Here is a 1255-nt window from a genome sequence, read left to right as displayed (position 1 = left end):
AACCCAAAACACCTGGAAGCCTCCAGATCAATCTTCTCTTCACAATGTATGCAGAACAGGCACTAGCTCGAAGCCAGTGCAAACTTTTATTTCTTCAAAAGACAATTTTGCCGCTCACGCGCCGAAGGCGCTCCGCGGGGGCGCCAAACGATTGGCGACGCGCGCTTCACGCTTGCGAGCTTCGCTCGGTTACCGTCAGTCTCAACACCAATCGATTTGGTGGAGCTGAGCGGGATCGAACCGCTGACCCCCTGCTTGCAAAGCAGGTGCTCTCCCAGCTGAGCTACAGCCCCATCAGCTCGATCGCCCGGGCAAAACCCAGGTTCGGCAACTTTCCGCGCCTGCCGTCTATTCCCAACCCTCATTCGCAGATGCGAATGGTGGGCCCGGGAAGACTTGAACTTCCGACCCCACGCTTATCAAGCGTGTGCTCTAACCAACTGAGCTACGGGCCCATTCTCGTCAAACCGGTCCAGCCTCAACTGGATCGACGCGGTTCTTTGTCTTCTTGAAGAAAGAGAAACGGGGACGGCGCAGCCCGCCATACCGTCGTGACCGAAGTCTACGCGGCGTATTACGTTGCGATGGTCACCTGACTGGTGCCATCTATGTTCTAAAAAGCACGGGAAGGTTCATATCGGGGAGATCCGAAGATCCAGCCGATCGTCTTACCAATTCCACAGCTTCCTTAGAAAGGAGGTGATCCAGCCGCAGGTTCCCCTACGGCTACCTTGTTACGACTTCACCCCAGTCGCTGACCCTACCGTGGTTAGCTGCCTCCGTGCGGTTAGCGCACTACCTTCGGGTAAAACCAACTCCCATGGTGTGACGGGCGGTGTGTACAAGGCCCGGGAACGTATTCACCGCGGCATGCTGATCCGCGATTACTAGCGATTCCAACTTCATGCACTCGAGTTGCAGAGTGCAATCCGAACTGAGATGGCTTTTGGAGATTAGCTCACACTCGCGTGCTCCCTGCCCACTGTCACCACCATTGTAGCACGTGTGTAGCCCAGCCCGTAAGGGCCATGAGGACTTGACGTCATCCCCACCTTCCTCTCGGCTTATCACCGGCAGTCCCCTTAGAGTGCCCAACTAAATGCTGGCAACTAAGGGCGAGGGTTGCGCTCGTTGCGGGACTTAACCCAACATCGCACGACACGAGCTGACGACAGCCATGCAGCACCTGTGTCCCGGTCCCCGAAGGGAACCTTGCATCTCTGCAAGTAGCCGGGCATGTCAAGGGCTGGTAAGG

2 tRNA genes and 1 rRNA gene are annotated in these 1255 nt (G+C 56.7%); all 3 read right to left on the bottom strand.

The features are described 5' to 3' along the window. Positions 1–217 precede the first annotated feature (217 nt). Positions 218–293: transfer RNA gene (locus tag CO655_RS33150), tRNA-Ala, on the bottom strand. An 85-nt stretch (positions 294–378) separates the two neighbouring features. Further along, positions 379–455, bottom strand: a tRNA-Ile gene (locus CO655_RS33145). A gap of 237 nt (positions 456–692) precedes the next feature. Then, positions 693–1255: ribosomal RNA gene (locus CO655_RS33140) — 16S ribosomal RNA — on the bottom strand; the annotation flags it as partial.

Source organism: Rhizobium sp. M1, from assembly GCF_002531805.1.
Lineage (GTDB): Bacteria > Pseudomonadota > Alphaproteobacteria > Rhizobiales > Rhizobiaceae > Rhizobium > Rhizobium etli_C.
Note: the sequence above shows the minus strand (reverse complement) of the source record. Positions and strands in the feature narration are given on the sequence as shown.